The sequence below is a fragment of the Pseudomonas sp. ATCC 13867 genome (assembly GCF_000349845.1).
In the GTDB taxonomy this organism is placed as follows: domain Bacteria; phylum Pseudomonadota; class Gammaproteobacteria; order Pseudomonadales; family Pseudomonadaceae; genus Pseudomonas.
In genome coordinates this window covers 2,703,838-2,729,836 of the sequence record NC_020829.1, presented here as the reverse complement: position 1 = coordinate 2,729,836, position 25,999 = coordinate 2,703,838, and the positions used below count along the sequence as shown (strand labels likewise).

The following is a 25,999-nucleotide window of genomic DNA, read 5'->3' as shown; positions in this document are numbered from 1 at the left end:
GGCCGGCGCGACGATTCGGAAGATCCGGGCGGCATGGCCGCCCGGGACAGGCTCAGGCGAAGTCGCCGAGCTGCATCTGCGCATGCAGGCGCCAGGTGGCGTCGATCAGCCGCTCGGCCTCGGCATCGCCACGGGCACCGGCGAACGCCAGCAGGCGGCGGAACTTGTCCGCAAGCTCCTCGCGGCTCAGCGTGTTGCCCGGGTCGCCCTTGGGCTCGTCGATCGCACCCTGGAAGCAGCGACCATCGGTGGTCACCACCTCGACCCGGCCCAGCCAGCGCTGCGGGTAGGCGCCGTCGACCTCGGGGTCGAGCTGCATCTCGACCTTTTCGCGGAAGGCGGCGATGCGCGGGTCCTGCAGGGCGAACGTCTCGAACTCCACCAGCCCGGCCTTGCCGTGCACGGCGATCAGGCCCAGCACGGTGCCCATCGAGAACTTCGCCTGGTGCACGCTCTGCGGCACCACCACACGGCCGAGCACGTCGATGGCTGCCTGGTGCACGCGGGTGGTCACCTTGGCGATGTCGTCGTGCTCAAGCCCCTCGCGCTGCATCAACGCCAGCAGCGCATCGGCGGCCGGGTGGGTATGGCGGCAGGAGGCGTGGAACTTGAAGGAGGTCTCGGCCAGCGCCCAGCGGGTGCCCAGGCCGTCCACCAGCCAGCGTGGGTCGGCATCGCGGGACATCCCGGCGGCCATGCCCTGCTCGCCTTCGAGGATGTTCTGCGCGCCAGTCAGGCCGTCGGCGGTCAGGTAGGCGGCCAGCAGGCCATCGGCGGCGGCCTTGGCGGTGTGCAGTTGCTTGGAGTCGGCAGCGTCGCGCAGGAACTCCCAGAGCCCGGCGGCCTGGGTGCCGGCGCTGCCCAGGCAATGCACGAACTGATGGCTGTCGAAGCCCAGCAGCTTGCCCACCGCCACGGCGGCGGCCAGGGTGCCGACCGTGGCGGTGGTGTGGAAGATGCGGTAGTGCGTACGGCCAAGGAACTCGCCGATACGGATGCCGGCCTCATAGCCGGCGACGCTGGCAAGGATCAGCTCGCGGCCGGACTTGCCCAGGTCCTGGGCAGCGGCCAGGGCGGCCGGGAAGACTACGGTAGCCGGGTGCAGCACCGAGCTGTTGTGCAAGTCGTCCTGTTCCACCAGGTGCGAACTGGCACCATTCACCAGCGCGGCGAAGTAGGCGCTGCTGCCGCGACCGTCGACCAGGATGCGGCTGTTGCCGTCCGCCGGGCCCATCGTGCGGGCGTAGCGCTGGAACAGCGGGATCGGGTGGCGGTCCTGGCTGGCCAGGGCTGAGCCGAGCCAGTCGAGGAACAGGTCTTCGGTACGCTCGACCACCGCTTGCGGCAGGTCTTCGTAGCGCAGGCCGGCGAGAAATTCGGCAAGGGCGTGGGTGTTGTTCATTGTGTTGTTCTCGAGGCGCCGTGATCAGAAGGAGCGCGGCAGTTCGAGCAGGTGCTCGGCCACGTAGGACAGGATCAGGTTGGTGGAAATCGGCGCCACCTGGTACAGGCGCGTCTCGCGGAACTTGCGCTCGACGTCGTACTCGTTGGCGAAGCCGAAACCGCCGTGGGTCTGCAGGCAGGCATTGGCCGCTTCCCAGCTGGCCTTGGCCGCCAGGTACTTGGCCATGTTGGCGGCGGCGCCGGCGTTCTTGCCGCTGTCGTATTCCTGGCAGGCGCGCCAGCGCATCAGGTCGGCCGCTTCGATCTCGATGTGCGCCTCGGCGATAGGGAACTGCACGCCCTGGTTCTGCCCGATCGGGCGGCCGAACACCACGCGGTCGCGGGCGTACTGGGCGGACTTCTCGGTGAACCAGCGGCCGTCGCCGATGCACTCGGCGGCGATCAGGGTGCGCTCGGCATTGAGGCCGTCGAGGATGTACTTGAAGCCCTTGCCTTCCTCGCCGATCAGGCTGCTGGCCGGCAGTTCCAGGTTGTCGAAGAACAGCTCGTTGGTCTCGTGGTTGACCATGTTGGCAATCGGCTGCACGGTCAGGCCGTTGCCGATGGCCTCGCGCAGGTCGACGAGGAAGATCGACATGCCTTCGGATTTCTTCTTCACCTCGGCCAGCGGCGTGGTGCGGGCCAGCAGGATCATCAGGTCGGAATGCTGGATGCGCGAGATCCACACCTTCTGGCCGTTGATCACGTACTTGTCGCCCTGGCGCACGGCGGTGGTCTTGATCTTGGTGGTGTCGGTGCCGGTGGTCGGCTCGGTGACGCCCATCGATTGCAGGCGCAGCTCGCCGCTGGCCAGCTTGGGCAGGTAGTAGGCCTTCTGCTCGGCGCTGCCGTTACGCAGCAGGGTGAACATGTTGTACATCTGCCCGTGGATGGTCCCGGAGTTGCCGCCGCAGTGGTTCACTTCCTCGAGGATCACCGAGGCCTCGGCCAGGCCCAGGCCCGAGCCGCCGTATTCTTCCGGAATCATTGCCGAGAGCCAGCCGGCTTCGGTCATGGCGCGCACGAATGCCTCGGGGAAGCCCTTCTCTTCGTCGATCTTGCGCCAGTACTCGGCGGGGAACTCCGCGCACAGGGCGCGCACGCCGTCACGGATGGCCTGGAGTTCTTCGGGGGTGGACGTCATCGAAACACCTCATGTCTTTCTTGTTGGGGGCACCGGGAAAGGTGCGGTCAGTCGAATTCCACTTCGCCGCGCTGGGCGATGCCGGCGCCGTTGCCGGCCCAGACTTCGGCCTTGCCGGGGCCGCTCAGGCGGCCGCCGACTTCGAACGGCTCGGGGCTGATCAGCGGGCGCTGGCCACGGTAGGCGTAGCGGCGCAGGCGTGCGTTGGGGTTGGCTCGGCAGAACGCGCGCAGGTTCAGGGTGCCGATCAGCGGGCCGTGCACCACCAGTCCGGGGTAGCCCTCGGCCTCGGTGACGTAGGGCCAGTCGTAATGGATGCGGTGGCCGTTGAAGGTCAGCGCGGAGTAGCGGAACAGCAGGATCGGCGACGGCACCACGGCCTCGCGCCAGCCGCCGACGGGCATTGCGTCGCCGCTGGAAAGCTTGGGCGGGCTGGGCTCGCGGTAGACGATGTCCTGCTCTTCGCTGAACGCCAGGCGGCCGTCCTGGACGAATTCGTGGCGCAGGGTGACGAACAGCAACGAGCCGGTGCGGCCGTGCTTTTCCTCGACATTCAGGATAGTGGTGGTGCGCTTCGCCACGCCGCCGACGCGCAGCGGCTCATGGAACTCCAGGCGGCCGCCGGCCCACATGCGGTTGCGCCCATCGGCCGGGGGCAGGAAGCCGCCGCGCGCCGGGTGGCCGTCGGCGCCCAGGCCCGGCTCGATCACTTCATCCTGGAAGAACATCCAGTGCCACAGCGGCGGCAGCGCCTCGCCAGCAGCCGGAGCCTCTTCGGCCAGGGTCACGGCCAGGCGGCGGACCAGCAGCGTACTCAATTCTTCCTCGCGCTCCTGGGAGCGGCCGATCCAGTCGGCGTAGGGTGAATCGCTCATTTCGGACCTCTTGGCAGGTTTGATGAACGGAGCATGCAACAGGGCTTGCGTTCGCTGAATATACATTTTTATAATCCAGCGTTAGGGAAATCCTAACGCCACTTCGACACTGACAGCCTAGCGGGGCTGTCTGCCGTTTCGCGGAGAACCGCCCCATGCACTTCGACCTGGCCGACCTGCGGCTTTTTGCGCACATCGCCGAAGCCCCCAGCCTTACCCAGGGCGCGCGCCGCGCCCATCTCTCGGCCGCCGCCGCCAGCGCGCGGATCAAGGCGCTGGAGGGCCAGCTCGACTGCCGCCTGCTGTATCGCGACAACCGCGGCGTCGAGCTGACCCCGGCGGGCCACCGGCTGCTGCAGCACGCGCGGCTGATCCTGCGCCAGGTGGATCATCTGAAGGATGACTTCAGCGAACAGGGCGGCGACCAGGTCGGGCACATCCGCATCTTCGCCAACACCACGGCGGTCACCGAGTTCCTGCCCGAGCTGCTGGCCGGCTTCCTCGCGGTGCGCCCCGGTGTCAGCGTGGACCTGCAGGAACGCCTGAACCGCGACATCGTCCGCGCCATCCTCGACGGCTCCGCCGACCTGGGCATCGTTGCCGGTCCGGTGCGCGCCGAAGGCTTGCAGGTGGTGCACTTCAGCACCGACCGGCTGGTCCTGGTGGTACCGCCGGAGCATCCGCTAGGCCGTCTGCGGCACCTGACGCTGGCCGATACCCTGGGCTTCGCTCACATCGGCCTGCACGAGGGCAGCACCCTGCAGAGCTTCCTGCGCGAGCAGGTGAAGCGCGTCGGCGGCAGCCTCAACCTGCGTATCCAGGTGGCCAGCTTCGAGGCCATCTGCCGGATGGTCGAGGCCGGTGTCGGCATCGGGGTCATCCCGGAAACGGCGGCGTTGCGCCACAGCCGCACCATGAACCTGCAGATCCTCGCTCTGGACGAGCCCTGGGTCGTTCGCGAACGCAGCGTGCTGCTACGCGACCACGAGGCCCTGCCCGGCTGCGCGCGGGCGCTGGTGGATCTGCTGCGGCAGGCCGGCGGCGGCCGCTCACCCGAGTAGCCCCAGTGACTTGGCGCGGACGATGGCCTGGGTACGCCGGCGCACGCCGAGCTTCACGTTGATCTTCTTGGTGTGTGTCTTCACGGTGTTCAGCGAGATGAACAGGCTGTTACCGATCTCCTGGTTCGACAGGCCTTCGGCCAACAGCCGCAGCACCGTGACCTCGCGGGCGGTGAGGCCGTGCCCACAACCCTCGGCGGTGCCGGCGGGCCCTGCCGGCAGCAGGCCGGGCAGTTGCTCGGTCTGCACGCCGCCGGCCAGGCTTTCCAGCGCGTGCTGCGCCTCGCGGGCCAGGCCGTAGAGTTCCAGGCGCTGGCATTCGTCCTGCAGGCGGCGCAGACGTTCGCGCGCCGCCAGGGGGTCGCCGCAGCCGGCCTCGGCGAGCGCCAGCAGATAACGCAGGCGCTGCGGCAGCGAGGGGGTGTGCAGCGGCGGCGCCAGCGGCTCCGTCGCCAGCGCCTGGCCTTCCTGGTGCAGGCGCTGCCATTGGCCCTGGCGTGCCAGCAGGCGCAAACGCAGGCCCTGCAGTGGCAATGCATAGCAGGCTGGCTGTACCCGCCAGCGGTGCATGCAGCGTTCGGCTTCATCCACCATGCGTCCGGCTTCCAGATGCTCGCCACCACGCGAGGCGACTTCGGCGAGGCCGAGCAGACCGTGCAGGATATAGGGATCGGCGCAGGTGCGGGCCTGCGTCACGCCGCTTTCGAGGATGGCGCCAGCGCCTTCCAGGTCGCCCTGCAGCAGGAGCAGTTCACCGCGCAGGAAGGCCAGGCGGCCGAGCAGCAGCCCATGTTCCTGGCCGGTCGCCGCTACCCGTTCGCAGCAAGCGTCCAGCAGGGCCTGCGCCTGCCCCGCTTCGCCGCAGAGCAGCGCCAGGCGGATGCGGTCACAGTCGAGCAGCACTTCGCTGGCCAGGCAGCCCCGACGGCGCGCCAGTTCGACGGCCTCCCGCAGGGTGCGCCGCGCCGACTGCGGCTGGCCGCAGGCCATGTCCAGGCGCGCCAGGGTGGTCTGGCACAGCAGCGCCGAACGCCAGTCGCGCGGGTCCAGTTCCGCCAGGGCGGCGCTGCAGCGTTCACGCGCATCGTCCATGCGGCCGTGCATGCCGTCCAGCGCACCGCGCAGGGCCAGCCAGTTGGCCAGCAGGCGATGGTTGCGCGTGGCCTGGGCTTGCGGCAGGAAGTCGCCGAGGCGCGCGATGCAGGCTTCGGCCTCGTCCAGGCGCCAGCTGAACAGCAGCGCGCGGGTGTTCAGGCAGATCAGCCGGGGGGTGCTTTCCATCAGCGCCGCCGGGAGTTTTTCGCGCCAGTCCAGCAGCAGGCGCAGGTGGCGGCCGGCGAACAGCCAGTCCATGTCCAGGCGATCCATATAGCTGGCGGCGACTTCCGGCTGGCCGGCGCCCAGAGCCATTTCGATGGCTTCGTTCAGCCAGCCTGCCTGGCTCAGCACGCTGCAGGCACGCAGACGCAGGCGGGTCAGGGCAGGCCCCTGGAGGTGGTCCTGCAGGGCCTTGGCCACCAGCGGCGGCAGGCGGAAGCAGCGGCCTTCGGCGTCCATTGGAAGGAAGAAGCCCTGGCCCTGGTGCAGGCGGTCGAACAGTTCGCCGCCCTGCTCTTCCCAGAGGCCGGCGCAGATTTCGCGGTTGAAGCGCGGCAGGTAGGCCAGGCCGCAGAGCATGTCGCCCGCCTCGGCGTCGAGGCGGCCGAGAAGTTCCTGCTCCAGGTAGGAACGCAGCCAGGACGCCACTTCGCCCGGCGCATGGACGCCGTCGCGCGCGCTGAGCAGCAGCCGCACGCCGGCGCACCAGCCCTGCGTGGCCGCCCACAGGCGTTCGCGGCATTCGCTGTCATGGCCCAGGGCGAGCGCCAGCGCATCGCTTTCCGCGCGGCTGAAGGCCAGTTGCGCGGCGCCCAGTTCGCACAGGCGCTCGTCGAGCAACAGGCGCGAGAGGTTCCAGTCCGGGCGCTGGCGGCAACTGACCAGCAGGTACAGAGGCGTCTCGGCCAGGCCCAGCAGACGCTGAACCCAGGCATCGAGCTCGGCATCGGGGGCCTGCGGGTAGTCGTCCAGCACCAGCCAGAGCGGCTGCCGGCGCAGTTGCAGGGCCAGCAGCACGCTGGCCGGGTCGCTCTCCGGCAATCCCAGGCTACGGGCGATCTGCGAGCACACGGCCGTCACGCCCAGCGGCTGGTCGGCGCAATCCAGCCAGATGCGCGCGCAACTGGCCGGCAGGCGCTCCAGGGCGGCACGGGCCAGGGCGCTCTTGCCATACCCGGCCGGCGCGCAGAGCAGGCTCAGACGACGTGGAGACTCCAGCAGGACTTGCAGCAGCGGCTCGCGCGGCAACTGCGTAGCAGGCATGGACACCGGAGCACCGGCGGCAATGGCAGAGAAACTGGACATGGCGACACCCGTTTTCGTTGTAATTCGTGCTGCGTCGGGGTGTCAGCAGAGCATTCGGGGATGAGGGGAACAATCGGTCGTTCGGACTAGCCGGGAGACTAGTCCGAGGTATGGCGCCGCCCTACCCTCCCTGGGAGGCGGCGCCGTGGGGCTTAGCGGATACCTGCGTTGCGCAGGGCCGCAGGGGTGAAGTCGTTGGCCTTGGCCTCCAGCGTAAAGTCGATTCCACGCCTGGATTCGTTTTGCAGCGCCATGACCAGATAGCGGCCGGAGATCAGGTCGTTCAGAGTATTCGCCGCGTACAACGCGGTACCCTGCTCGTAGTTGTTCACCGCAAAACCTTCGCCGACACGCCAGAGCTGGCCGCGACCGTCATACAGCTGAGACTCGACCGCCATCCAGGTGTCCTCGTCGAAGTAGTAGTGACGCTTGGCGTAGATATGGCGCTGGCCGGGCTTGAGGGTAGCCTCCACTTCCCACACGCGGTGCAGCTCGTAACGGGTCAGATCCTGGTTGATATGGCCCGGCTGGATGATTTCGGAATATTTCAGCTTGGGCGACCACAGCTGGTAGTTGTTGTAGGGGATGTAGATTTCCTTCTTGCCAATCAGCTTCCAGTCGTAGCGGTCCGGGGCACCGTTGAACATGTCCGAGTCGTCCGAGGTACGCTGACCATCGGCGGCAGTGCCTGGGCCATCGTAGGCGACCTGCGGGGCACGGCGCACACGGCGCTGGCCGGCGTTGTAGACCCAGGCCAGGCGGCCTTCCGACACCTGGTCGATGGTTTCATGCACCAGCAGCACGTTGCCGGCCAGGCGTGCCGGGCTGGTCACGCTCTGCTTGTAGTAGAACAGCACGTTCGAATTCTTGCTGGGGTCGCCATCCTTGAGCAACTGCGGAAAGGCGATGTCCTCCTCGAAAGTCACCGGGGTAAAGGAACCGTCGACCTGCGGGACCGCCTGGGCGGTGAGTCGGCGCTGATTCGGCCCGCGGTAGCGAGTCGTATGGTTCCACACCACCTGCAAGCCGTTCTTGGGAATCGGGAATGCGTAGTTGCGGGAATCGCTGAAGTTGGCCAGGCTGTTCCCGTCATTCGCCTCCTCCGTGTGCAGCGCACTGCGCTTCGCGGCGTCATAGATGGCCTGCGGGCTGGCGGCGGTGCGACGAGTCACATACACCGGCATGCGGTAGCTGTCCGGATAGCGCTTGAACAGCGCCATCTGGCCGGCGGTGAGCTTGTCCTTGTACTGCTCGGCGTTCTGCGCGGTGATGACGAACAGAGGCTTGTCGTCGGGGAACGGGTTGCTGAGGAAGCCGTTCTCCACCTTGCCCGCGCCGGGCAGCAGCCCCCCGGTCCAGGCCGGGATGCTGCCGTCGGCATTGCCGGCCTTCTCGGCGCCCAGCGGCGTCAGGGTGGTGCCTAGCTTGGCCGCTTCCTCGGCCGAAACCGCGGCGTGTACCGAACTCGCCAGGAGGCTCAGGCCGAGGATCGTGCCCTTCATCAAATTCATCATGTACATGCTGTTCACCTGCTCAGAAATTCACGCCGACGCTGACTGACATGTAGTCGCGGTCGGTCATGGTGTTGTAATCCCCACCGAAGTAGTTGGTGTAACTCAGGCTCGCCGTGTAGGTGTTCTGGTAGTCCGCATCCAGACCCAGGCTGATGGCCTTGGCGCCTTCCTCGAAGCTCGGCCCGGTGCCGTTGACGTCGTGCGACCAGGCGATGTTCGGCTTGAAGTTGATGCCGGCGATCACGTTCGGGTAGTCGAGGATGCCGCGTACCCGGTAGCCCCACGAACTGCTGGTGTAGAAGCCGTCGCTGTTGCACTCCTGCTGCGGGTTGCTGGCCCCGGCCGTACCGGCGGCGGTACCGACGCACACCGACTGGTCGAGCAGCTCGCCGGCGCCGTAGGTCGGGCTGCGGCCGAAGCGCAGGCTGCCCAGGGAGTTGTCGATGCCGCTGATGTGGTCGTAGCCGACCTCGCCCACCAGGGTCAGGCGCTCGGCGCCCATCACCTGATCGAAGAACTGCGTGGCGGTGACCTGCATCTGGGTGAACGGCAGGCGCTTGTAGCCCTGGATCGCCGAGCCCGGCGCATTGACCGCCTGGCCGTCGACGAACACCGGGGACACGGCAGTGGGCACGCCGTTGACCAGGCCGAGCTGGTTCATCGCCGCGAGGTTGAGGTCGGCGGTGTTGATCTGCATCGGCATGTTCGGCCGGTAGCTGATCTCGCCGCCGAGCGCGACGCCGGCCAGGTTGGTCTGGAAGCTCAGGCCGTACAGACGGATATCTTCGGGGTAATCGACGAAGTAGCTGGCGCCACGCACGCGGCTGGCGGTGGTCAGCGCGTTGGAGGGCCCCGCGAAGGTGGTGCGGGTGAAGCTCAGGGAGGGGTTGCGACTATGATAGTTCATCATGTACGCACCCAGCTCGGTGTCGTTGAAGTCCGGAATGAACCAGCGCAGGGCCAGGCCGAACTGTCCCGAGTCGCCCGGCTCGTGGTCGTCGCCACGGGGGATGTAGGCGTTGGCGCGGCCCCCGGCCACATCCAGGATGCTGCCGCTGTTGGCCCGCGGGTCGCCCGGAGCGAAGTCGGGACCGGCGATCACCAGGCGGTCGTCGCACCCCTTGGCCACCGCGTCGACGGCAAAGAAGGTGCCGCAGTTCTCGGTGATCGTCTTGTCCCACTTGATCTGGTAGAAACCCTCGGCGGTGACGTTCTCGCTGAGCCCCTGGGAGAGGTAGAACAGCTGGACCGGCACCAGCGCTTCCTTGACCTCGGCGCCGGGGCGGCGCAGCGCGGAGACGTCCACCGGGTTGATCGAGTTGATCGAGTTGGGAATGAAGGTGCTCTCGCCCCAGCTCACCACCTGTTTGCCGAAACGCACGTTGCCCGGCAGGTCGGCCACCTGGTAGTTGTGGTAGACGAAGGCATCGAGGAACTCGGCGCCCGAGGCCTTGGCCGACTGGTCGCGACCACGGTCATCGATGTTGTAGTAGCGCAGGTCCTCGTCCTTGAGCTGGAAGTCGTACCAGTACTTGCCGCGCAGGAAGGCGCCGGAGTCGCCGTACTTGAGCTCGAGGTCGTGGATGCCCTTGAAGATTTTCGAAAAGGTGTCGCCCTTGCTGAAGTTCAGGCGGCCGTCGTCGGCGGTGCGCGAGGCGGCCTTGCCCTTGGCGCCGACCACGTTGTAGTTGGAGACGAAATCCGGATCGGGGTTGCGCAGGGCCCAACTGGTGCCCAGGGAAAGCGACGAGTCGAATTGCCCTTCGATCTCGCCAATGTTGAAGCTTACGGCTTGCGCCTGTGCAGTCCAGGCCAGCGCCACGGCGATAGCCAGGGCCTGCGGTCGGAAGCTTCCGCGCATTGTTATTGTTGGCATGCGGTACTCCAGTGATCCATGTGTTGGAGTGCGCATGCTGTCAGTCGCCGGTAGCGCGAAAAAGCGCCTGAACAGGTGATTTTTCGCATCACCCGAGAGGGTGGCGAAGTCCCTTTTTCTCGCGCTTGCGCCATTGTCGGCAGGCCCTGCCCCGGTACCGGGCGAAACGCGCGATACAGTGCGTAACACCCATCCCCAACCGCCCCCCACTCTGTTGGCAAACCACCCGATCGGGTGATTTGCACTCCATCCCATGCCGCGTTCAATGACAACCAGTGTCCGGCCGTCTGCGGCCAGGGCCTGTCATCCCCAACAACAAGCATCACGGAGAACCGTGTTATGACCCGCAACCGCAGCTGGCTGCCGCGGCTGGCTCTGGCCGTCGGCCTGCTGGCCGGAGTTGGCGCCCAGGCCGCCGACAAGCCGAACATCCTGGTGATCTTCGGCGACGACATCGGCCAGACCAACATCAGCGCCTACTCGCAGGGGGTGGTCGGCTACCGCACGCCGAACATCGATCGCATCGCCAGGGAAGGCATGCTGTTCACCGATTACTACGCGGAGAACAGCTGCACCGCCGGGCGCTCCACCTTCATCACCGGCCAGGCCTCGCTGCGCACCGGCCTGACCAAGGTCGGCATCCCCGGCTCGCCGGTGGGCCTGCAGGACCGCGACATCACCCTGGCCCAGGCCCTCAAGGGACAAGGCTACGCCACCGGCCAGTTCGGCAAGAACCACCTGGGCGACCGCGATGAGTTCCTGCCGACCAAGCACGGCTTCGACGAGTTCTTCGGCAACCTGTATCACCTCAACGCCGAAGAGGAACCCGAGCGCCCGTACTGGCCGAAGGACCCGAAGGATCCCTACGTCAAGCACTTCTCCCCGCGCGGGGTGATCCACTCCTATGCCGACGGCAAGATCGAGGACACCGGTGCGCTGACCAAGAAGCGCATGGAAACCATCGATGACGAGACCACCCAGGCCGCCATCAACTTCATCGACAAGCAGGCCAAGGCCGACAAGCCGTTCTTCGTCTGGATGAACACCACGCGCATGCACCTCTACACCCACGTGCGCGATTCGATGAAGGGCCAGAGCGGCATGCCCGGCAACGAGTACGCCGACGGCATGCTCGAGCACGACGGCGACGTCGGCAAGCTGCTCAAGACCCTCGACGACCTGAAGCTGTCCGACAACACCATCGTCATCTACACCACCGACAATGGCCCGAACCGCTTCACCTGGCCGGACGCCGCCACCTCGCCGTTCCGTAACGAGAAGAACTCCAACTACGAAGGCGCGTTCCGCGTACCGGCGATGATCCGCTGGCCGGGCCACATCAAGGCGGACCAGGTGTCCAATGATCTGGTCTCCGGCCTGGACTGGTTCCCGACCCTGCTCTCCGCCGCGGGTGTGCCTGACGCGAAGGAGAAGCTGCTCAAGGGCTGGGCGCCGACGGCGGGCGGGCCGACCTTCAAGGTCCACCTGGACGGCTACGACCAGCTCCCCTACCTTACCGGCAAGGCGAAGAAGAGCGCGCGCGACGAGTTCTACTACTTCAACGACGAGGGCCAACTGGTGGCCATGCGCTTCGGCAACTGGAAGGCGGTGTTCTGCGAACAGCGCAAGCCCGGCGGCTTCGAGGTGTGGAGCGAACCCTTCGTCTGCCTGCGCATTCCCAAGCTCTACAACCTGCGCATGGACCCGTACGAGACGGCCGACATCGTCTCCGACCAGTACAACGACTGGCTGGTGAAGAACGCCTACCTGATGGGCATCGCCACCATGAAGTCCACGCAGTTCCTGCAGACCTTCATCGAGTGGCCGCCGAGCCAGCGCCCGGCCAGCTTCACCATCGACCAGGTACAGCAGTCGGTGTACCAGAAGATCGCCGAGAAGATGAAACAGCAGGCCGCCGCACAGAAGCAGTGAGCCACCCGCCACGCCCCGGTCCCGGGGCGTGGCCTCCCCCGGTCAGGCGCTCGCGCCTTGCCGCACCGACTGCCAGTACGGCTCGCGCAGGTCGCGCTTGAGGATCTTGCCGGCGCCCGACAGCGGCAGACTCTCACGGAACTCGATGGACTTCGGGCACTTGTAGGCAGCCAGCGCCTCCCGGCAATGCCGGATGAGCCCCTCGGCATCCGTCTGCCGGCCCGGTTTGAGCGTCACCACGGCATGCACGGCCTCGCCCCAGGCATCATGGGGAACCCCGATCACGGCACACAGCGCAACGGCGGGATGGCGAGCTAGCACGTTCTCCACCTCCGCGGAATAGATGTTCTCGCCGCCGCTGATGACCATGTCCTTGATGCGATCGACGACGAACAGGTGACCACTGTCATCCATGTAGGCCGCATCTCCGGTGTACAACCAGCCGTCGCGTAGCGTCGCGGCCGTATCCTCCGGACGATTCCAGTACCCCTGCATGACCGACGGCCCCCTGGCGATGAGCTCGCCGACGGTATTGCGCGGCACCTCATGGCCCTGCTCGTCGACGATCCGCACCCACTGCCCCAGCGTGGGCCGGCCCACCGAGCGGCTGAGACCGCCGTCGGCCTTGTGGTTGCACGGTGGATTGGCGGAAATCTGCCCGCCATTCTCGGTCAGGCCGTAGAGATGGACGAAACCCGCCGAGGGCAGGCCGGCGACGGCCCTGTCCAGCAGAGCGGCGCTGATGGGTGATGCGCCATACAACACGCGCTCGAGCGACGACAGGTCGAACTCGGCGAAACTCGGGTGATCGAGCAGCGCCTGGAGCATGGTCGGCACCAGCAGTATTTCGTTGGCACGCTCGCGTTGCACGGTTTCCAGCACCTGGAGCGCGTCGAACAACGGCAGGTAGATGTTGCTCGCCCCCGTCAGGATCCGCGCATAGGCGGACGCCAGTCCGGCGATGTGGAACAGCGGCGCGACGGACAACCCTACCCGGCCCGCCACCGGCGGCAGGTCCGCAAGACGCATCAGCACGCCCGACAGCAGGTTGTCGTGGGAGAGCATCACGCCCTTGGGCCTGCCGGTGGTGCCGCCCGTATAGAGGATCACCGCCAGCGACTCGCCGCCGGCGCCGGCGTCAGCGATGGGTGCCGATTCGGCGATCAGCGCCTCGAAGCCGAGCATGCCGCTCGGCGTCGCGCCCTCGCCGGCGTAGACCAGCAGCGGCGGGTGGCGCAGGCTGGCAAGAATCTGGCTGAGCAATGGCAGGTGCTGGTCATCGACAATGAGCACGCGGGCGCCGCTGTCCTCCAGGGAGTAGGTGATCTCCCCGGCGCTCCAGCGGATGTTCACCGGGTTCACCACGCCGCCGGCCCACCAGCAGGCCAACAGGCCTTCTTGGTAACGGTCGGAGTTCAATGCCAGGATCGCGATCCGCCCACCCTCCTCCAGCCCATGATTGCGCAGGCCGGCAGCCAGGCGGGCGACTCGTTGCAGGGCCTGCCGGTAGGTACGCTCGCGACCGTGGCAGAGAGTGGCGGGATGCTCGGGATAGAGCTGCGCGGCGGTGTGCAGGGCTTGGGTGAGAAGCATGAATCGTCGACCTTGCTGATTGTTCTGGAGAATCGGCCAGGGGCCGGCGGTAATCGGCCTCTGGCGCGCTGGCGCGGAAAATGGAGACCTCAGGCGGCGTCGATGATCCACTCCGCCGCTCGCTCGGCGATCATGATGGTCGGCGCGTTGGTGTTGCCGCCGACCAGCGTGGGCATGATCGAGGCATCGACCACCCGCAGCGCCTCGATGCCACGGACACGCAGGCGGTCATCCACCACGGCCATTTCGTCGTTGCCCATCTTGCAGGTGCCGATCGGGTGGTAGACGGAGTCGGTGCGCTGGCGCAGCAACTCGATCAGTTGCTCATCGCTGTGCAGGTCCTTGCCGTAGATGGGCTTCAGCCCGTAATGGGCCAATGGGGCCTGCTCGATGATTTCCCGTGTCATGCGGTAGCCCTTCAGCAGGGTCTGCACGTCGTCCTCGTGGCCGAGGAAGTTCGGGTCGATGCGCGGCGGCGCGAACGGGTTGGCGGATTGCAGGCCCACGCTGCCGATGCTCTTGGGGCGAAGCACACAGACATGGCAGCTGAAACCGTGTCCCCAGTGCAGCTTGCGGCCGTGATCGTCGATCGTCCCGATGACCGCATGCAGCTGGATGTCCGGACGCGACAGGTCCGCCGAGGTCTTGAGGAAGCCGCCGCTTTCGGCGCAGTTGCTGGCGAAGGGGCCGTTCCGATGCCGCAGGTAATCGACGAAGGACTTGCCCATGCGCAGCGTGCCCCTGGCGGAAATGCCCAGCAGCGAGGTGTCGTGGCTCTTGTAGCAGAGCACGCTGTCCGGGTGGTCCTGGAGGTTCTGCCCGACCCCCGGCAGCTCATGCTGCATCGCGATGCCGTGGGGCTTGAGCTCGGAGGCCTCGCCGATGCCCGAGAGCATCAGCAACTGCGGACTGCCGAACGCGCCGGCGCAGAGCAGTACCTCCTTGCGCGCCGTGAGCTCCAGGCGCTCACCCTTGATCGACACCTGAACGCCGGACGCCCGCTTGCCCTGCAACAGGATGCGCTGCGCGTGGGCGCCGGTGAGTACGGTCAGGTTGCCGCGCAGTTCGCGGATCGGCTTGAGGAAGGCGCTGGCGGTACTCCAGCGACGACCTTCGCGGATGGTTACGTCGTAGTGCCCGACGCCTTCCTGCTCGGCGCCATTGAAGTCCGCGTTGCGACGGTGCCCCGCCTGCTGAGCGGCGCTGAGGAAGGCATCCGTGGCGCGGTGCGGCTGCACACGGCCGACATACAGCTCGCCATCGCCGCCGTGGAAGTCGCATTCGCCCCGGTGATGCTGCTCGCTCCTGCGGAAGTACGGCAGCACGTCTGTGTAGGACCAGCCGCTGTTGCCCAGCACGCTCCAGTCGTCGTAATCGCTCCGGTGGCCACGGATGTAGATCATGCCGTTGATCGAGCTGCTTCCGCCGAGGGTCTTGCCACGCGGCTGATAGCCCAGCCGGCCGTTCAGGCCGGGCTGGGGAACGGTGTTGAACGCCCAGTTCACATGCCGCGTCGGCAGGATCGCGGCGACCCCCAGCGGTGTATGGATCAGCGGCGAGCGATCTTCCGGACCCGACTCCAGCAGGCAGACCCGTACCGAAGGATCGGCGCTCAGGCGGTTCGCCAGGACGCAGCCGGCCGAACCCGCACCCACAATGATGTAATCGAATTCCATATTGTTGTTCTCGGTTTGCGGAAGAGGCGCACCGGGAACAGGCCTCGGTGCATTGGACTGGAATTTTTCGCCGGCGAAGCGCAGATTAATTGATCTTTGACGACTCACTTTTGATCTTTGGCGACTGTGACAGCTCTCATCCGTATCACCTCCTTCACCGGTTTCCCCGAGCTGGTGGGCCAACTGGGCGGCAATCCCACTCAACTGCTGAGGCGCTTCCGCATCGACCCGAGGCTGCTCGAGGACGATGAGGCCCGGGTACCGTTTCGCGCCCTGGTGGATGTCCTGGAGTACGCCGCAGGCGAGCTGAACTGCGCGGATTTCGGGCTGCGCCTGGCGGAGTACCAGGACCTGCATGTCCTTGGGCCGGTGGCCCTGATCGCACGCAACTCTGCCACCGTCGGCCAGGCGCTGGGGGAGGTCTCGCGGTTCATCGGCTACCACAGCCCCGGCATCGACGTTCAACTCGACCGCAACGACCCGGAGGCGCCGCGACTGGTGATCGATCTCCGCCTGCCGGGCCAGTTGCAGCAGCGGCAGATGCAGGAACTGGCGATGGGGGTGGCGCACAACACGATGAAGCTGCTTTGCGGCGCCCGGTTCAGTGCGAAATCCCTGTTGCTGGGCGGCCTCACGCCGCTCTCCGCGGCGCGTTACCGGCGCTACTTCAATACCGCGGTCTACACCGGGCAGGCCTGCAACGCGCTGGTGCTGCGCAAGGAACACCTCAGCCAGCGGGTGGAGCAGCAGGACCCGCAACTGCACCGCGTGCTGCTCGATTACCTCAGCCCCTTCGATGCCCAGGCCCCGGCGGGCCTGGTGCATCAGGTCGAGAGTCTGATCCTGCGGATGTTGCCGACCCAGCGCTGCCGCCTGGCGCTGATCGCCGAGCAGTTGGGGTTGCACGAGCGGGTCCTGCAGCGGCGCCTGGCCGAACAGGGCTGCGGATTCGAGGCGCTGCTGGAAAAGGCCCGGCGCTCACGCGCCGAGAGCTATCTCGCCGAGCGCCACATGCCCATGTCGCAGGTCGCCGGCCTTCTGGGCTACAGCGAACAGAGCGTATTCAACCGGGCCTGCCGGCGCTGGTTCGGCATGACGCCGCTGGCCATGCGGCGCCGGCTTCTCGAGGTTACCGTTGTGCCGGACACGGGGCCGGGCGAGTCCGCGTGAACGCCCCGTCCGCCCCCGTCCACCGAGCCCGACGCCTCAACCCGCGGATGCCGGGCAACGCCCCTGCCCGGAACGCGCGGCCCGGGCGACGGCGTCCGCCAGCTTGCGCAGGTTGGCCTGGTGCGCGCTCACCAGGCTCTCCACGCGGTTATCCGCCGGACTCTGCACGGTAGTGCGGCAGGTCAGGTCCTCCTGGACGCCGGGGCGTTTCAGGCGCCAGGTGGCGTCCAGCAGCGCATAGCGGCCGGGCACCGAGTCGAAGCGCTGTACCTCGACCTGCACCAGCGCAGGGGCGAGGCCACCGCTGGGGCTGCCAAGCTGGTCCTGCAGCGCGTTCTGGAACTCGTCCACCAGATTGGCACCCCACCATTCGGTTTCCAGGATGGCCAGGCCGCTGCCGCCCTGGCGCACGACGATCTGCGAGCGGTCCACCTGGGGCGGCAGGCTGACCCGCTCGACACGGATGTTGCTGCCCGTCCCCCGCTCCGGCTGCGACGGCACCAGGGTGTGGTAGTGGATCGGCGCGCTGCTGCATCCCCAGAACAACGGGAGCAGCCCGGCAATGAGCAGCGTCGGCAGCTTCGGCATCTGTATTCACTCCTTTGGCAATGCGCTATCAGGGCTGCAGGTTGTTCGCGTCCGAGGACTTCGGGCGGCCGCGAAGCAGCGATTCGGGGTGCCTGCCGAGGTAGTCGGAGAGGTCGCGCAGCGAGCGCGACATGCGATCCAGTTCGTTCAGCGTGTCGCTGAGCTTCTCGCGCTGCGGCGAATCTTCCGCCAGCGCCGAGTTGGCCGTCTGCAAGGTCTGCCGTACCTCGGCCAGGGTGCTGGTCACGCCCGGCAGCGTCTGGGTGTTGAACTGCTTCAGGCTGGCCTGCAGTTCGCGCAGGTTGCCGTCCAGGTTGTTGGCGATACGTTCCAGCGGCAGTTTGCTGATGCGTTCCACCACCTGCTGCAACTGCTCCTGCAGCTTGTCCAGGCTGCCGGGGACGGTGGGAATGGAGAATGGCTGGGCGCCGGCATCGAAGGCGACCGGTTTGGCGTCGGGGTAGAAGTCCAGGGAAACGTACATCTGCCCGGTGATCAGGTTGCCGCTGCGCGCCTGGGCCCGCAGGCCATGCTCGACGAACGCGCCGAGCAGCCTCCGGGTGCCGGCCTCGTCCTCCGGCGCGTGGTGGAAGACCTTGAGCATCTTCTGGTGCACGGGCCCCAGGCGTTCCGGGTAAACCACCGCATCGACCATGACCGGGAAGCTCTGCTTGGCCTGGTCGTAGTCCAGCTTCAACGAGGTGACCTTGCCGAACGGCACGCCCATGAACTCTACCGGCGCGCCCACGGACAGGCCGCGCATGGCCTGGTCGAAACGCAGGCGCAGGTAGAGCGGCTTGCCGCTGGGCGGCGCCAGTGCCGTGTCGCGGTCGGCGAACAGCTCGAAGGCCTGCTGGTCCGTCGCCGGCTTGGCATCGCCGGCATAGTCAGGGGTGCCGAAGGCCAGGCCGCCGACCAGGACCGAGGACAGCGATTCGGTGTTGACCTTCAGGCCGTTGGCATCCACCGCCACATCCACGCCGCTGGCGTTCCAGAAGCGCGAGTCCTGGGTGACGAAGGCGTCGTAGGGCGCCTCGACGAAGACGCCGATGTCCACGCCCTTGCCGTCCGCCTTCAAGGCATAGGACACCACCTGCCCCACCGGAATCTTCCGGTAGTAGATCGACGAGCCGATATCCAGCGAACCCAGGTCGCCAGCCGTCAGCATGAAGCGCTTGCCCTTCTCGCCATAGGTGATCGGCGGCGGCGACTCCAGGCCGGTGAAACTCTTCTCGGGGATGTTCGAATCGCCGGAGTCGGCGCCGATGAAGCTGCCCGACAGCAGTGTGTCCACGCCGGAAACACCTCCGGCGCCGATGCGCGGGCGCACCACCCAGAACCGCGCGCTGCGGCTGGCGAAGGACTCGGCCTCCTTGGACAACTGCACCTTGGCGATCACGCTCTTGCGGTCGGGCGCCAGTTCCACCGAACTCACCTCGCCGATCACCACGCTGCGGTACTTCACCTGGGTCTTGTGCGCCACCAGGCCCTCGCCCGTGCGGAAGGAAATCGAGATCGTCGGCCCCTCCTGCATCCAGTTGCGGACCACCAGGGAAGCGCCGATCAGCAGCGCGACGATCGGCACTATCCAGACCAGCGATACGTTCCAGCGCCGGGTCTGCACGTCCCCGTGTCCTGGCTGCGCCTGCTTATCGGTGTCCTGCACCATCGACTCGGTCTCCCTTCTGCGGATCGCTGTCCCAGATCAGACGTGGATCGAAACTCATGGCCGAGAGCATGGTGAGCACCACCACCAGGCCGAAGAACAGGATGCCGGGACGCGGCTCGATGGTACCCAGCCCGTGCATCTGCACCAGGGCGGCGACCAGCGCCACGACCATCACGTCGAGCATCGACCAGTAGCCGATCAGTTCCACGAAGCGAAACAGCTGCGAGCGCTGCCGGCGCGCCCAGGTGCTGTGGCGCTGGGCCGTGAACAGCAGCAGGCCCAGGGAGAAGAATTTGATCGCCGGCACACCGATGCTGGCGATGAAGATGATCAGTGCGATGTCCCAGGCGCCCGCTTCCCAGAACTCCAGCACGCCGCCACCGATGGTGCTGTCGACGCCCTGGCCAAGCATTTCCGTGCGCATCACCGGCAGCAGGTTCGCCGGCACATAGAACACCAGGGCGGCGATCAGGTAGGCCCAGCCGCGATGGATGGCATCGGCCTTGCGCGCATGCAACGGCGCGCCGCAGCGCTCGCACCGGTGCGCGCCAAGCCCCAGGTCGCAGGCATGGCCGCAGCCGTGACACAGGCAGAGGTTCAGTTCCGGGGCCAGTGGTGGCGAGCTCACACCTGCCCCCAGAGGTCGCGGATGTCGCGTCCGGCCACATAGATCAGCAGCATGCTCAAGGCGGCCAGGGCCATCAGGCCGATGCCCGGAATCACTTCCAGCAGCCCGGCCAGCTTGATCACCGCCACCAGGGCGCCGAGCAGGCAAACCTCCAGCATGCTCCAGGGGCGGACCCCTTCCAGGGCGCGCATGCACAGAGCGAAGCCCGGCGCGCGCTGCCCTCCCAGGGCGAACCCCAGCACCCAGATGAGCAGCGCCACCTGAAGCATGGGCGCGAGGATGATGGCCAGGGCCACCACCAGGGCGATGAAGGTGATGCTGCCGGTACTGAGGATCATCACCGAGTCCCAGAGGGTCGCCGAATTGCTCAGCCCCTGCATGTTGATGGTCATCACCGGGTAAAGGTTGGCGAAGGCCAGCAGCACCGCGCCGGTCAGGCTCAGGGCCAGGCGCTGCTGGATGGTCAGCGCGATATGCCGCTGCAGCACGCCGCCGCAACGCACGCACAGCGCGCGCTGGTGACGCTGCAACGAAGCGCGCTGGTAAACGGCGTCGCAGTATTCGCAGATGATCAGGTCATGGGCCTGGGGCATGCGGGCTTCCGAGCGGTGATTTCAACGTTCGACGCGAGTGTCAGCCCTCCGGCGAGGCGGATACGGGAATGCTCGAACGACTACGCAGCGCAAGCCTAGTCGAAGATTCCGGGCTTGCCGGTTTTATCGTTTTCATTTCGCGACAGTGCGCCGCCGGACGCTGGGCACAGCCATCAGCTTCACCGTGTGCTACGCGATTTCCAATGTGCCGCTGGCGGTCTGCGGGCCGATCATCATCGCGTTGACGGCGGCCTGAGCGATCGCTGTCGTTAAATGAGCACTTCCTCCCTCCGCTCACTTGAACGGCAGGTGCGCTCGTCTAGCCTGCTAGTAGCGAAATAGACGGCATGGACGGGCCGTGCGCCGTCGATCCATACCGGGCAGCCAAGGCAGAAGGAGCAACACACGATGACCAGTCGAAAATTCCTCGAGATCAGCGGTGCCCGCGAATACCTGGATGTCCTGATCCGGGCGGGCCTGATCGCCGGCCTGGTGATCTTCTGCTACGAGATCTTTCGTCCCTTCCTCGGCGTCATGCTCTGGGCGGTGATACTGGCCGTCACCCTGTACCCGCTCAATTCACGCATCGCCAACGGCATCGGTATCTCCCCCGGCAAGGCGGCCATCCTGCTGGTGCTGCTGGCTCTGGTCTGCCTGATCGCGCCGCTGGCGTTCCTCGGCGAATCCATCGCCAGCTCGGTGCAGGCGGCCCTGCACTCGGCCCAGGACTGGAAGCTGGAAATCCCGCCGCCCACCCCGGCGGTACAGGAGTGGCCGGTGATCGGCGAACCGCTCTTCCGCATCTGGAACCACGCCTCCGGGGACCTGAGCTGGGCCCTGCAGCAGGTAGTGCCGCACCTGAAGGACCTCAGCAAGACGCTGCTGGTGAAACTGGCCGGGGTCGGCACTGGCGTGCTGGTCTTCGTCGTCGCCCTGATCATCGCCGGCGTGATCATGGCCAACGGCCAACGCGGCGCACACCGCGCCACGGTCATCGCCCAGCGTATCTTCAGCCCGGAACGGGGGCAGGAACTGGCCACGCTGTGCGCCGCCACCATTCGCGCGGTGGCCCAGGGCGTGGTGGGCATCGCCTTCATCCAGATGCTGCTGATCGGCGTGGCGCTGGTGCTGATGGGCGTACCGGGCGCGGGCCTGATCGCCCTGCTGGTGCTGCTGCTGGGCATCATGCAGCTCCCGGTACTGCTGATCACCCTGCCGGTGGTGCTGTACGTCTTCAGCCAGGACGGCGTGGGTGCCACCACCATCCTGTTCGCCATCTGGACCATCGCCGCCGGGCTCTCGGACAACGTGCTCAAGCCGCTGATGCTGGGGCGCGGCGTCGCCGTGCCCATGCCGGTGGTCCTGATCGGCGCCCTGGGCGGGATGATCAGTAACGGCATCATCGGCCTGTTCATCGGTCCCGTGGTGCTGGCCGTGGGCTATGAGCTGTTCAATTCGTGGGTGGATCAGCTCGCCTCGCAACAGGCGGCGGCCGTGGAGGTCGATGACGGGCAAGCCGAGCGCAGCGACAGCTCCCGCTGATCCGTCGAGCAGCAGAGCGAGGCGCCGGTATCCCCGGCGCCTCGTCGTATCAGGGCCCTCCCAGGAACCAGCGGTAGTACGGGTTATCGCCCTCCTCCCGGGCGATCTGCCGTACATCCCGCGCCCAGGCGTCGCGCTCGCCACGGTAGGCGTGCAGGCCCAGGCCGTAGAAGCGGCGCAGGCTTTGCCACTGGTCGTCCACCGCACCCCGGAACGAGGGTTCGGCCGCTTCCAGCGGCGGCGCCGAGCGCAACGCCAGCAGGGTCGGCAACACCCGGGTGATTTCCCGGGAGCGTACCCAGGGTGCGTATTCGATGCGCGGCTGGTCGTCGGTCACCGCCGGGGCATCGCCTGCGTAGCGCTGCAGGCCATCGCGGTCGGTGATCCAGGTGGCGAGCAGCGCTTGCGGCGAATCGACCCCCACTTCGCGCAGGGCCGCGGCGACTTCCGGTTGCTCGAAGCGCTGGCGGATACGCGGGACATCCAACTGCTGGGGCTGCAACGAGCCGACCATCAGCATCTCGTGGAACTCGGTGGTCCACAGCGAGGCGTAGGGGAATACGTCGATGAAGCTGCGCACCAGCGAGCGGCTGTCTTCGTCATTCTGCGTCGGCAGCGGCAGCCATTGGGCGACGACGCCGTTTTCCTGCAGGCGCCGGGCGGCCAGGCGGTAGAAGTCCCGCGAGTACAGGTTGACCACCCCGGCGGCCGACGGTGGTGGTGGCTCCAGAGTGATCATGTCGTAGCGCTCGTCGCTGCGCAGCAGTTCGCGGCGCCCGTCGCGCAGGCGGATTTCCAGGCGCGGATCGCTGATGGCGCCGAACGTACCCTGGAAGTGGGGCGCGGCGGCCAGCACTTCGGGCAGTAGTTCGGCCACCACCGGATGCTGCAGGTCGCGGTAGCGCAGCATCGCGCCGGCGGTGATGCCGGTGCCGAAGCCGATGACCAGCGAGGAACGCGGCTCGCCACGATGGATCAGCAGCGGCAACAGCGCCTGCAGGCGCATGTAGCGCAGTGAAGGCATGGCATCGCCGGTATTGGAAACGCCCTGGATGTACAGACGGTTGAAGCGTCGATCGCCCTTGCCCTGCTCCACCACGGCGACGGTGCCGCCGCGCCCTTCCTGGTAGAAGGTGATCTGGCCGTGGCGTGCCGCCGGCATCAGCTCGGCGAGATGGCGCGGCGAGGTCAGCACGCTGGTCGCCAGGGTCGCGAGGGCGATCGCCACGACGGCGAGGCGCCCGCCCTTCCCGACGCCCACCCCGCGCCAGACCGCCAGCAGGCCGATGGCCGCGGCCAGGATGGCGAGTACCGCCAGGGTGCGCACCAGGCCCAGCGTCGGCACCAGCACGAAACCGGTCAGGATGACGCCGAGGATGCCGCCCAGGGTGTTCAACGCCACCACCAGACCGACATCGCGGCCAACGTGACCGCTGTCCACCGACAGGCGCAGCGCCAGGGGGAACGCCGCGCCGAGCAAGGTGGTCGGCAGGAACACCACGCACAGCGCGGCCACCGCGAAGCGCGCGGACATCCCCGCCAGCTCGCTGCCACCCAGGCTCAGCACCCAGTATTCAGCGCGACCCTGCGCCGCCACCAGCCACTGGCCGAGCCCGGCGATCTGCAGGATGGCCAGCAGGCCGGCGGCGGCGATCAGCATCGCGAACACGCCCCAGGGATCGCGGATCCGATCGGCTCGCCGCGCGTAGAGCGCACTGCCCAGCACCAGGCCGAGCAGGTAGGTGGCCAGCACCACCGCAAAGGCGAAGGCGCGGGTGCTCATGAACTGTACGATGGACTGCGTCCACACCACCTCGTAGCCCAGCGCCACGCCCCCGGCGAGGCAATACAGCGCAATCGCCAGGCGCGCCGCCGGGCTGCGTTTCCCGCTGGCGGCGACAGCCTGGGCTGCCGGTTCGACGGCGCCGCGCTGGGCGATCAGCGCGCCCACGGCGGCCAGCAGATTGAGCGCGGCAGCGGCATAGGCGCTGCCCATCACGCCCAGGGTTGGCAGCAACAGGAAGGCCGCCAGCAGGGTTCCGGCGATGGCGCCGGTGGTGTTGGCGGCATACAGCCCGCCGCCGGCGCGGCCCATGTGTTCGGTATCGGGTTGCACGGCGCGGATCAGCACCGGCAGTGTGCCGCCCATGAAGAACGCAGGCCCGCCGACCAGCAGGAACGGTAGCAGCCAGGCCAGCAGGCCGACACGCTCCTCCAGGCGGGCAAAGGGCTCCGCGGCGGCGGACAGTGCCAGCGTGGCGGCGACTCCGAGGACGGCGACCAGTAGCTCGAGGGCCGCATACAGGAGGATCGGACGCCGCAGGCGGTCGGCCCAGCGCCCGAAGGCCAGCCCACCCAGGGCCAGCCCGGCGAAAAAGGCACTGATCGCCGTGGTCACGGCGAAGACTTCGACGCCGACCACAAGCGACAGTTGCTTGACCCACAGCACCTGGTAGACCAGCGCCGCGCCCCCCGAGACGAACAGCAACAGCGCGGGAATCAGCAGTCGCGACTGTTTACCCGGACGGGTGGTTCGTTCTGCGCTGCGGGAGGAACTCATACGGGAGGAACCGGCGGCTGAGGACATCGACTACGCCTTGTCAGACAGAGGAAAGCCCGCGGCGGATGAACCGTCGCGGGCTGGGGGGGACGTCCGCGAAGGACGTCCGGGTGGCACCTTACGTTACTTGGCGCCCTGTTGCTTCATCTTCGCTTCGATCTGCTTGTCCACGTTCTCGCGGATCTGGTCGATGCTGAAGCTGGCCGGTTTCTGGCTCGGCGGGTAGTCGACGAAGGTCTGCAGGAAGCCCGCTGCCTTGCGAGTGCCCTGGAAGAGCAGGTAATCGTTCTTGGTCAGCCAGTCGTAGTACTGGTCGGAAACCACGTCCGCCCGCTCGTACGGGTCCATGCGCAGGTTGAACAGCTTGGGTACCCGCAGGCAGGTGAAGGGTTCGCTCCAGACCTTCAGGCCACCCGGCGCGCGCTGTTCGCACCAGACGATCTTCCAGTCGTTGAAGCGCATGCCCACCAGTTCGCCATCGTCGTTGAAGTAGTAGAACTCCTTGCGCGCACTCTTGTCGCTCTTGCCAGTCAGGTAATCCAACTGGTTGAAGCCGTCCAGGTGCACCTTGAAGTTCTTGCCACCGACGTCGGTGCCCTTGAGCAGACGGTCCTTGATGTCGGTGTCGCCCACGGCGGCCAGCAGGGTCGGGAACCAGTCCAGTCCGGAGAACATCTGGGTGGAGACGCGGCCCGGCTTGATGTGGTTCGGCCAGCGGATCATCGCCGGCACCCGATAGGCGCCTTCCCAGTTGGAGTTCTTCTCGTTGCGGAACGGCGTGGTCGCCGCATCCGGCCAGGACCACTGGTTCGGGCCGTTGTCGGTGGTGTAGATGACGATGGTGTTGTCGGCGATCTTCAGGTCATCCACCGCCTTGAGCAGCTTGCCGACGTCGCCGTCGTGCTCGAGCATGCCGTCGGCGTACTCGTTGCCGGGCATGCCGCTCTGGCCCTGCATCGAGTCACGCACGTGGGTGAAGGCGTGCATGCGGGTGGTGTTCATCCAGACGAAGAACGGCTTGTCGGCCTTCACCTGCTTGTCCATGAAGTTGATGGCGGCCTGGGTGGTGTCGTCATCGATGGTTTCCATCCGCTTCTTGTTCAGCGGACCGGTGTCCTCGATCTTGCCGTCGGCGAAGGAGTGGATCACCCCGCGCGGCGAAGCGGCCTTGACGAACTCGGGGTCGTCCTTCGGCCAGTACGGACGCTCGGGCTCCTCTTCGGCGTTGAGGTGGTACAGGTTGCCGAAGAACTCATCGAAGCCGTGGTTGGTCGGCAGGTACTCGTCGCGGTCGCCCAGGTGGTTCTTGCCGAACTGGCCGGTGGCATAACCGTGGGCCTTGAGGGCCTGGGCAATGGTCACGTCGCGTGCCTGCAGGCCGACCGGTACGCCCGGCATGCCGACCTTGGACAGCCCGGTACGCAGCGCCGCCTGGCCAGTGATGAAGGTCGAGCGGCCGGCGGTGCAGCTGTTCTCCGCGTAGTAGTCGGTGAACATCATGCCTTCCTTGGCGATGCGATCGATGTTCGGCGTTTCATAGCCCACCACGCCGAACGAGTAGGCACTGATGTTGGTCTGGCCGATGTCGTCGCCGAAGATCACCAGGATGTTCGGCTTGTCCGCAGCCTGGGCGACGGAGCACCCTACTATCGCCGTCGCCGCCAGGGCGAACCGCGATAACAATCTTCCCGTGCGATTCATTGTTGTCTCTCCATTTTCAGTCACTGTGTCA

At 66.9% G+C, this 25,999-nt stretch carries 18 protein-coding genes; 4 read left to right on the top strand and 14 right to left on the bottom strand.

All coding sequences use genetic code 11. The annotated features are described in order from the left end of the window. Positions 1-52: 52 nt before the first annotated feature. From H681_RS12255 to H681_RS12245, 3 genes are read right to left on the bottom strand one after another with little or no spacing between them, the layout of a single operon-like run. Positions 53-1,402, bottom strand: coding sequence for an MmgE/PrpD family protein (locus H681_RS12255; protein ID WP_015477179.1), 1,350 nt, complete (start codon positions 1,400-1,402; stop codon positions 53-55). Positions 1,403-1,426: 24 nt separating this feature from the next. Beyond that, positions 1,427-2,587, bottom strand: coding sequence for an acyl-CoA dehydrogenase family protein (locus H681_RS12250; RefSeq protein WP_015477178.1), 1,161 nt, complete (start codon positions 2,585-2,587; stop codon positions 1,427-1,429). 47 nt (positions 2,588-2,634) lie between these two features. Then, positions 2,635-3,462: an FAS1-like dehydratase domain-containing protein gene (locus H681_RS12245; protein ID WP_015477177.1), complete on the bottom strand. Its 828-nt coding sequence runs from the start codon at positions 3,460-3,462 to the stop codon at positions 2,635-2,637. Positions 3,463-3,617: 155 nt separating this feature from the next. On the opposite strand from H681_RS12245, the gene H681_RS12240 reads away from it, so the two are divergent. After that, on the top strand, positions 3,618-4,523 hold the full coding sequence (locus tag H681_RS12240; protein WP_015477176.1) for a LysR substrate-binding domain-containing protein: 906 nt from the start codon (positions 3,618-3,620) through the stop codon (positions 4,521-4,523). Here the strand turns inward: H681_RS12240 and H681_RS12235 are convergent. The 3 genes from H681_RS12235 to H681_RS12225 all read right to left on the bottom strand — a co-directional run bounded on the left by H681_RS12235 (position 4,512) and on the right by H681_RS12225 (position 10,316). After that, complete coding sequence (locus tag H681_RS12235; RefSeq protein WP_015477175.1) at positions 4,512-6,926, bottom strand: LuxR C-terminal-related transcriptional regulator; 2,415 nt, start codon at positions 6,924-6,926, stop codon at positions 4,512-4,514. The genes H681_RS12240 and H681_RS12235 overlap by 12 nt on opposite strands. 152 nt (positions 6,927-7,078) lie before the next feature. Further along, positions 7,079-8,446, bottom strand: coding sequence for a DUF1329 domain-containing protein (locus H681_RS12230; protein ID WP_015477174.1), 1,368 nt, complete (start codon positions 8,444-8,446; stop codon positions 7,079-7,081). A gap of 13 nt (positions 8,447-8,459) precedes the next feature. After that, the gene (locus H681_RS12225; protein WP_041711956.1) at positions 8,460-10,316 is read right to left on the bottom strand and encodes a DUF1302 domain-containing protein; all 1,857 of its coding nucleotides are present in this window, start codon (positions 10,314-10,316) and stop codon (positions 8,460-8,462) included. Positions 10,317-10,655: 339 nt separating this feature from the next. On the opposite strand from H681_RS12225, the gene H681_RS12220 reads away from it, so the two are divergent. Continuing rightward, on the top strand, positions 10,656-12,248 hold the full coding sequence (locus H681_RS12220; protein WP_015477172.1) for an arylsulfatase: 1,593 nt from the start codon (positions 10,656-10,658) through the stop codon (positions 12,246-12,248). A gap of 42 nt (positions 12,249-12,290) precedes the next feature. Here H681_RS12220 and H681_RS12215 read toward each other — a convergent pair whose 3' ends face one another. Together H681_RS12215 and H681_RS12210 are read right to left on the bottom strand one after the other, a co-directional pair. Next, entirely contained in the window at positions 12,291-13,841 is a 1,551-nt protein-coding gene (locus H681_RS12215; protein WP_015477171.1) for a long-chain-fatty-acid--CoA ligase, read from the bottom strand. Positions 13,842-13,930: 89 nt separating this feature from the next. Continuing rightward, complete coding sequence (locus H681_RS12210) at positions 13,931-15,517, bottom strand: GMC family oxidoreductase (protein ID WP_015477170.1); 1,587 nt, start codon at positions 15,515-15,517, stop codon at positions 13,931-13,933. A gap of 126 nt (positions 15,518-15,643) precedes the next feature. Here H681_RS12210 and H681_RS12205 point away from each other — a divergent pair, with 126 nt between their 5' ends. Beyond that, positions 15,644-16,687, top strand: a complete 1,044-nt coding sequence (locus H681_RS12205; protein WP_015477169.1) for an AraC family transcriptional regulator — start codon at positions 15,644-15,646, stop codon at positions 16,685-16,687. A gap of 36 nt (positions 16,688-16,723) precedes the next feature. On the opposite strand, the gene H681_RS12200 is transcribed toward H681_RS12205, so the two are convergent. Genes H681_RS12200 through H681_RS12185 form a run of 4 tightly spaced genes read right to left on the bottom strand, consistent with a single transcriptional unit; the run spans position 16,724 to position 20,165 of the window. Next, positions 16,724-17,275: a PqiC family protein gene (locus H681_RS12200; protein ID WP_015477168.1), complete on the bottom strand. Its 552-nt coding sequence runs from the start codon at positions 17,273-17,275 to the stop codon at positions 16,724-16,726. A gap of 28 nt (positions 17,276-17,303) precedes the next feature. Then, a complete protein-coding gene (locus H681_RS12195) occupies positions 17,304-18,944 on the bottom strand; it encodes a PqiB family protein (RefSeq protein WP_015477167.1) in 1,641 nt (546 codons plus the stop codon). Continuing rightward, on the bottom strand, positions 18,925-19,572 hold the full coding sequence (locus H681_RS12190; RefSeq protein WP_015477166.1) for a paraquat-inducible protein A: 648 nt from the start codon (positions 19,570-19,572) through the stop codon (positions 18,925-18,927). Before H681_RS12190 ends, H681_RS12195 begins: the two co-directional genes overlap by 20 nt. Further along, positions 19,569-20,165 carry a paraquat-inducible protein A gene (locus tag H681_RS12185; protein ID WP_015477165.1) on the bottom strand — a complete coding sequence of 199 codons (597 nt, stop codon included), beginning with the start codon at positions 20,163-20,165 and terminating at the stop codon, positions 19,569-19,571. Before H681_RS12185 ends, H681_RS12190 begins: the two co-directional genes overlap by 4 nt. Before the next feature lie 408 nt (positions 20,166-20,573). Here H681_RS12185 and H681_RS12180 point away from each other — a divergent pair, with 408 nt between their 5' ends. Then, positions 20,574-21,707 carry an AI-2E family transporter gene (locus H681_RS12180; protein WP_015477164.1) on the top strand — a complete coding sequence of 378 codons (1,134 nt, stop codon included), beginning with the start codon at positions 20,574-20,576 and terminating at the stop codon, positions 21,705-21,707. Positions 21,708-21,756: 49 nt separating this feature from the next. Here the strand turns inward: H681_RS12180 and H681_RS12175 are convergent, their stop codons facing one another. Together H681_RS12175 and H681_RS12170 are read right to left on the bottom strand one after the other, a co-directional pair. Next, positions 21,757-24,267, bottom strand: a complete 2,511-nt coding sequence (locus H681_RS12175; RefSeq protein WP_015477163.1) for a fused MFS/spermidine synthase — start codon at positions 24,265-24,267, stop codon at positions 21,757-21,759. Positions 24,268-24,390: 123 nt separating this feature from the next. Next, on the bottom strand, positions 24,391-25,968 hold the full coding sequence (locus H681_RS12170; RefSeq protein ID WP_041711954.1) for an arylsulfatase: 1,578 nt from the start codon (positions 25,966-25,968) through the stop codon (positions 24,391-24,393). Positions 25,969-25,999: the final 31 nt, after the last annotated feature.

Excerpts from the sequence above, each read along its gene's own strand:
- H681_RS12210 (WP_015477170.1), bottom strand. The coding sequence starts at position 15,517 with ATGGAATTCGATTACATCATTGTGGGTGCGGGTTCGGCCGGCTGCGTC.
- H681_RS12180 (WP_015477164.1), top strand. The coding sequence starts at position 20,574 with ATGACCAGTCGAAAATTCCTCGAGATCAGCGGTGCCCGCGAATACCTG.
- H681_RS12225 (WP_041711956.1), bottom strand. The coding sequence starts at position 10,316 with ATGCCAACAATAACAATGCGCGGAAGCTTCCGACCGCAGGCCCTGGCT.
- H681_RS12185 (WP_015477165.1), bottom strand. The coding sequence starts at position 20,165 with ATGCCCCAGGCCCATGACCTGATCATCTGCGAATACTGCGACGCCGTT.
- H681_RS12230 (WP_015477174.1), bottom strand. The coding sequence starts at position 8,446 with ATGTACATGATGAATTTGATGAAGGGCACGATCCTCGGCCTGAGCCTC.
- H681_RS12170 (WP_041711954.1), bottom strand. The coding sequence starts at position 25,968 with ATGAATCGCACGGGAAGATTGTTATCGCGGTTCGCCCTGGCGGCGACG.
- H681_RS12220 (WP_015477172.1), top strand. The coding sequence starts at position 10,656 with ATGACCCGCAACCGCAGCTGGCTGCCGCGGCTGGCTCTGGCCGTCGGC.
- H681_RS12250 (WP_015477178.1), bottom strand. The coding sequence starts at position 2,587 with ATGACGTCCACCCCCGAAGAACTCCAGGCCATCCGTGACGGCGTGCGC.
- H681_RS12215 (WP_015477171.1), bottom strand. The coding sequence starts at position 13,841 with ATGCTTCTCACCCAAGCCCTGCACACCGCCGCGCAGCTCTATCCCGAG.
- H681_RS12200 (WP_015477168.1), bottom strand. The coding sequence starts at position 17,275 with ATGCCGAAGCTGCCGACGCTGCTCATTGCCGGGCTGCTCCCGTTGTTC.
- H681_RS12235 (WP_015477175.1), bottom strand. The coding sequence starts at position 6,926 with ATGTCCAGTTTCTCTGCCATTGCCGCCGGTGCTCCGGTGTCCATGCCT.
- H681_RS12175 (WP_015477163.1), bottom strand. The coding sequence starts at position 24,267 with ATGAGTTCCTCCCGCAGCGCAGAACGAACCACCCGTCCGGGTAAACAG.
- H681_RS12255 (WP_015477179.1), bottom strand. The coding sequence starts at position 1,402 with ATGAACAACACCCACGCCCTTGCCGAATTTCTCGCCGGCCTGCGCTAC.
- H681_RS12245 (WP_015477177.1), bottom strand. The coding sequence starts at position 3,462 with ATGAGCGATTCACCCTACGCCGACTGGATCGGCCGCTCCCAGGAGCGC.
- H681_RS12240 (WP_015477176.1), top strand. The coding sequence starts at position 3,618 with ATGCACTTCGACCTGGCCGACCTGCGGCTTTTTGCGCACATCGCCGAA.
- H681_RS12195 (WP_015477167.1), bottom strand. The coding sequence starts at position 18,944 with ATGGTGCAGGACACCGATAAGCAGGCGCAGCCAGGACACGGGGACGTG.